The 5319-nt window shown below is 60.6% G+C and carries 6 protein-coding genes; all 6 read right to left on the reverse strand.

The window, feature by feature from the left end:
• On the reverse strand, positions 1–228 hold a 228-nt coding region (locus tag WBB95_RS02165), incomplete at its 3' end, for a Mur ligase domain-containing protein (protein WP_424486086.1).
• The gene (locus WBB95_RS02170) at positions 221–1684 is read right to left on the reverse strand and encodes a UDP-N-acetylmuramoyl-L-alanyl-D-glutamate--2,6-diaminopimelate ligase (protein WP_424486087.1); all 1464 of its coding nucleotides are present in this window, start codon (positions 1682–1684) and stop codon (positions 221–223) included. The genes WBB95_RS02165 and WBB95_RS02170, both read right to left, overlap by 8 nt.
• On the reverse strand, positions 1684–3426 hold the full coding sequence (locus WBB95_RS02175; protein ID WP_424486090.1) for a peptidoglycan D,D-transpeptidase FtsI family protein: 1743 nt from the start codon (positions 3424–3426) through the stop codon (positions 1684–1686). The genes WBB95_RS02170 and WBB95_RS02175 overlap by 1 nt, the downstream gene beginning before the upstream one ends.
• Positions 3426–3719, reverse strand: a complete 294-nt coding sequence (gene ftsL / locus WBB95_RS02180) for a cell division protein FtsL (RefSeq protein ID WP_424486088.1) — start codon at positions 3717–3719, stop codon at positions 3426–3428. The genes WBB95_RS02175 and ftsL overlap by 1 nt, the downstream gene beginning before the upstream one ends.
• Positions 3716–4663 (reverse strand): 16S rRNA (cytosine(1402)-N(4))-methyltransferase RsmH, encoded by a 948-nt coding sequence (gene rsmH / locus WBB95_RS02185; RefSeq protein WP_424486089.1) that lies wholly within the window; start codon positions 4661–4663, stop codon positions 3716–3718. The genes ftsL and rsmH overlap by 4 nt, the downstream gene beginning before the upstream one ends.
• Complete coding sequence (gene mraZ, locus WBB95_RS02190) at positions 4660–5115, reverse strand: division/cell wall cluster transcriptional repressor MraZ (RefSeq protein WP_003171868.1); 456 nt, start codon at positions 5113–5115, stop codon at positions 4660–4662. Before mraZ ends, rsmH begins: the two co-directional genes overlap by 4 nt.
• Positions 5116–5319 lie beyond the last annotated feature (204 nt).

Raw genomic sequence — 5319 nt, forward strand, 5'->3', positions numbered from 1 at the left:
GGTGGAATCCGCGACTTCACGTTCCACCAAAGCACCTGCGGCACCTTTGGCGGCGACGTCGTTCAGGTAGTCGTGACCATCGAAACGCGGGCCCGCCAAGGCGACAAACAGTTGGCCCGGTTTGATGTTGCGACTGTCGATACTGACGGCGTCGAAGCTGCAATCGCTCGACACTACGCGGGCCGACAAGGCCTGGGTCAGTTCGCTGAACGTCATCGCTTTAAGCATGGGCGACCTCCCAGGCGGTCAGGGCGTGATCAGCCTCGACCAAATCGGAAAACGCATGGCGTTCGCCGTTGATTTCCTGGTAGTCCTCGTGACCTTTACCGGCCAGCACCACCACGTCATCAGCGCTGGCGCTGGCGATCAATTGGGCAATGGCGGCACCACGACCGGCAACAAAGCGTGCCTTGGTGGCGTCTTTGAAACCCACGCGGATGTCGTCAAAAATCTGGCTCGGGTCTTCGCTGCGCGGGTTATCGTCGGTGACGAGCACGCCATCAGCCAGGCGCTCGACAATCTCGGCCATCAGCGGACGCTTGCCGCGATCACGATCACCGCCGCAGCCGAACAGGCAGAGCAATTTGCCCTTGGCGTGTGGGCGCAGGGCTTCGAGGACTTTTTCCAGGGCGTCCGGGGTGTGGGCGTAATCGACCACTACCAGCGGCTGCGAGCCGCCACCCAAACGCTGCATGCGACCGGCCGGGCCTTCAAGCTTCGGCAGTACGCGCAGGATTTCATCCAGGGCGTAATCCAAACCGAGCAATGCGCCGATGGCAGCCAGGACGTTGCTCAGGTTGAAACGACCGAGCAAGGTGCTGCGCAAGTGATGTTCGCCCTGAGGCGTGACCAGCGTGGCGAGCACGCCTTCATCATTGAAGTGGGCTTCGCGGCAATACAGGTACGCGCTGGAATCTTCCAGGCTGTAGGTGATCAGGCGTGCTTCGCTGTCCTCGCCTGCCAACTGGCGGCCGAAGGCGTCGTCGAGGTTTACCACCCGGCACTTCAAGTCATTCCAGGCAAACAGCTTGGCCTTGGCGGCGGCGTACGCCTCCATGGTGCTGTGGTAATCGAGATGGTCGCGGGACAGATTGGTCATCACCGCCACGTCGAACGCCAAGGCAGTAACGCGGCCCTGGTCCAGGCCATGGGAGGAGACTTCCATGGCAACCGCCTTGGCACCGGCCTTTTTCAGGTCGGCCAGGGTCGCTTGCACGGCAATCGGGTTTGGCGTGGTGTGCATACCACTTTGCAGCGCGCCATAGAAGCCGGTACCCAGGGTGCCAACGATGCCGCAGTGCTGGCCCAGCAGGTCAAGGGCTTGCGCGACCAATTGGGTCACGCTGGTCTTGCCGTTGGTGCCGGTCACGCCGATCAAGTTAAGTTGACGGCTCGGGTCGCCATAGAAGCGCCCGGCGATGTCGGACAGCTGCGCAGCCAAGCCCTTGACCGGAATCAACGGCACGTCGGTGATCGGCAGCACAGTGGCGCCTTCCACTTCATAGGCCACGGCGGCGGCGCCGCGCTGCAGGGCGTCGGCGATGTGCGCACGACCATCGAATTTGCCGCCAGGCACCGCCAGGAACAGGTCACCGGCGCGCACATTACGGCTGTCCAGGCTCAACTCGCGAATCAACAGATCGCGACCGGCGTGGGCAAAAATCTTGTTCAGGCTAAGAGACATCAGCCGCGCCCTCCATTGGCTTTTGCAGCAGCGGCCGGCGGTCCGGCGTTCGCTTGTTGAGTCGGCGGCAGGTTGTCCGGCGTAATGTTCATCAGGCGCAGGGTGCCGGACATCACTTTGCTGAACACCGGCGCCGACACCAGGCCACCGAAGTAGCCGGCCTTACTCGGTTCATCAATCACTACGACGATGGCGTAGCGCGGATCGCTCATCGGGCCGAAACCGGCAAACAGCGAGCGATAAGAGTTTTCGGCGTAGCCCTTGGTGCCCACGGCGGTTTTACGCGCGGTACCGGACTTGCCTGCCACGTGATACGCCGGCACCTGGGCACGGAATACGCCGCGCGGTGCTTCGATCACTTGTTGCAGCATGCCTTGCATGGTCTTGGCGACGTTTTCCGGAATCACCTGGGTCGCAGGCGGTGCCTCATCCAGGTGAATCAGGCTCAGCGGCACCATGCGGCCGTTGTTGGCCAGCACGGAGAAGGCGTGGGCCAGTTGGATGGCGGTGACCGACAGGCCATAACCGTAGGACAGCGTTGCAGTCTCGGCCTTTTTCCAGTCACGGTAGTTCGGCAGGTTGCCCACGCGCTCGCCCGGGAAGTCCAAACCGGTGGGTTGCCCCAGGCCGACTTTTTGCGCGAGGTGGTAGATGGCTTCACCACCGATATCGAAGGCAACTTTACTCATGCCCACGTTACTGGAGTTGATCAGGATGCCTGTCAAATCCAGCACCGGACCTTCGGTGCGGGAAACGTCACGAATGGTGTATTTGCCCAGCTGCAGGGTGCCAGGGTAAACCTCGACCTTGTCGGCAGGCTTCCAGCGCCCGGTTTCCAGGGCGGCACTCATGGAGATGGCTTTCATGGTCGAACCGGGCTCGAACACGTCGATCATGGCGCGGTTACGCATCATCGCCGGCTGCAGGTTGCGACGGTTGTTCGGGTTGTAGGTCGGCTGGTTGACCATGGCGAGGATCTCGCCGGTCTTCACGTCCATGATCACCAGGCTGCCGGCCTTTGCGCCGTTTTCGATGATCGCGTTACGCAGCTCGCGGTTGGCCAGGTACTGCAGGCGCAAGTCAATCGACAACGCCAAGGGCTTTCCGGCCTTGGCGTTTTTGGTGACCTGGACATCCTTGATCAGTCTGCCGCGCCGATCCTTGATGACCTGCCGTTTGCCGGGAACCCCGGCCAGCCATTCATCGTAGGCCAGCTCGACACCTTCGCGACCGTGGTCGTCAATGTCGGTAAAGCCGACCATATGGGCGGTGGTTTCACCGGCCGGGTAGAAACGACGAAATTCCTCGATGCCATAGACACCGGGGACTTTAAGGTCGAGCACTTGCTGGCCTTGTTCAGGGGTCAGCCCACGAACCAGGTAGATGAATTCCTTGTTGGCCTGGGCTTCGAGGCGCTCAGCCAAGGCTTTCGGGTCCTGACCCAGCGCAGCGGCAAGCTCCGGCCATTTTTCCTTGGCGGTTTGCAGTTCCTTCGCGTTGGCCCACAGGGTAGTCACCGGCGTACTGACAGCCAGCGGCTCGCCATTACGGTCAGTGATCAGGCCGCGGTGCGCAGGAATCGGAATGTGGCGCAGGCTACGGGCATTGCCCTCGCCGATCAGGAAGTCGCGGTCGACCACTTGCAGGTCGATGATCCGCCAGGCAATCGCGCCAACCATCAAGGCCAGCAGGCCGAGCATCAGGCGGAAGCGCCAAGGGTAAAGTGCACCTTCGAGTTTCATCATGGCGCCACCATGCGAACTTCGGCCGCGCCCGGAATGTGCATTTTAAGCTGTTCGGTCGCCAGCACTTCGATGCGGCTATGCGCGGTCCAGGTGCTTTGCTCAAGGATCAACCGGCCCCATTCCGCCTGCGCTTTGTCACGCACACTCAATTCCCCGTACAGGGAATTGAGCAATTGGCGGTTGTAGTGGGCGCTGTAGGACACCGCAATCGCAGATATCAGCACGCCGATAAACAGCAGCAACATAAAGAAGCTGCCGCCCGGGAGGGGCTTGGCGAAAAGCTTGCTCAACGCAGCTTCTCCGCAACGCGCATGACAGCGCTGCGCGAGCGTGGGTTGGCCTTGAGTTCGGCTTCGGAAGCGAACTGCGCTTTGCCATGGATTTTGATTTTCGGCACAAAGGCTTCGAAACGCACCGGCAGGTTGCGCGGCAGGTTATCGGACTCGCCCTTGACCAGACGACGCATGAACAGTTTGACGATGCGGTCTTCCAGGGAGTGGAAGCTGATCACCACCAGGCGACCACCCACTTCCAGGGCTTCCAGAGCGGCTTCGAGGCCGGCTTCCAGATCACCCAATTCGTTGTTGACGTGAATGCGCAGCCCCTGGAACGCGCGGGTTGCAGGGTTCTTGCCCTTTTCCCACGCCGGGTTGGCGACTTTCAGCACTTCGGCCAGGTCGGCAGTGCGCTCGAACGGCTGGATTTCGCGGCGCTCGACCACGGCACGGGCCATGCGACCGGCGAAGCGCTCTTCACCGTATTCCTTGAACACGCGAGTGATTTCTTCGTGGGGTGCGGTGGCGATGAACTGCGCCGCACTGATGCCACGGGTCGGGTCCATGCGCATGTCGAGCGGGCCGTCGTTCATGAAGCTGAAGCCGCGCTCCGGGTCGTCGAGCTGTGGCGAGGAGACGCCAAGATCGAGCAAAACCCCGGCCACCTTGCCTGCCATGCCGCGCTCGGCGACTTCGGCACCCAGCTCGGCAAAGCTGCGCTGCACAACGACAAAGCGGCCGTCTTCGGCCGCTAGCGCTTGCCCGGTGGCAATCGCTTGAGGGTCTTTGTCGAACCCGAGGAGCTTACCGTCGGACCCGAGCTGGCTGAGTATCAACCGGCTGTGCCCGCCCCTGCCGAAGGTGCCATCCAAATAGCAGCCATCCGCGCGTACGGCGAGAGCCTCAACGGCTTCGTCAAGCAGTACGGTGATGTGGTTAAAGCCGCTATCAATAGTCACAGGATCAAATCACGCAGTTCATCAGGCATAGCGCCCGGTTGTTGAATAGCAGCCAAGTCAGCTGCAGACACAGCATCCCAGGCATCTTCGTCCCACAATTGGAACTTGTTCAGTTGGCCCACCAGCATTGCGCGCTTGTCCAGCTTGGCGTACTCGCGCAAGCGCGGCGGCACCAGGAAACGACCACTGCCATCGAGTTCGAGGTCGACGGCATTACCGATCAGCAAACGCTGCAGGCGGCGGTTTTCTTCACGCAATGAAGGCAAAGCGCGCAACTTGGTTTCAATCAACTCCCACTCATCGAGGGGGTAAACGCACAAACAAGGGTCAACAGCGTCAATCGTGATGATTAACTGTCCGGAACTTCGCGAAATGAGCTCGTCACGATACCGGCTCGGCATGGCGAGACGGCCTTTTGCATCGAGACTGATAGCGTTAGCTCCGCGAAACACAGATGCGTTTCTCCAAATTTTAGCGTTTTACGTTCAAAAAACCCACTTTGTGCCACTTTCCGCCACTTGCGCACACTATAGGAATGCGCCCACCACACCGTCAAGGCGCGGATTCAAGGAAAAGCCTTACAGAACGGAGATTTAGGAACGTAAAAGGAGGAGAAACGAGAGTTCGGCGCGGTTTTTGACTCAGCAATTGCAAAT

Source organism: Pseudomonas sp., from assembly GCF_049645325.1.
Taxonomy (GTDB): domain Bacteria; phylum Pseudomonadota; class Gammaproteobacteria; order Pseudomonadales; family Pseudomonadaceae; genus Aquipseudomonas.

Bases quoted from the DNA above. Each gene is read 5' to 3' on its own strand.
- WBB95_RS02175 (WP_424486090.1), bottom strand. From the start codon at position 3,426: ATGAAACTCGAAGGTGCACTTTACCCTTGGCGCTTCCGCCTGATGCTC.
- WBB95_RS02170 (WP_424486087.1), bottom strand. From the start codon at position 1,684: ATGTCTCTTAGCCTGAACAAGATTTTTGCCCACGCCGGTCGCGATCTG.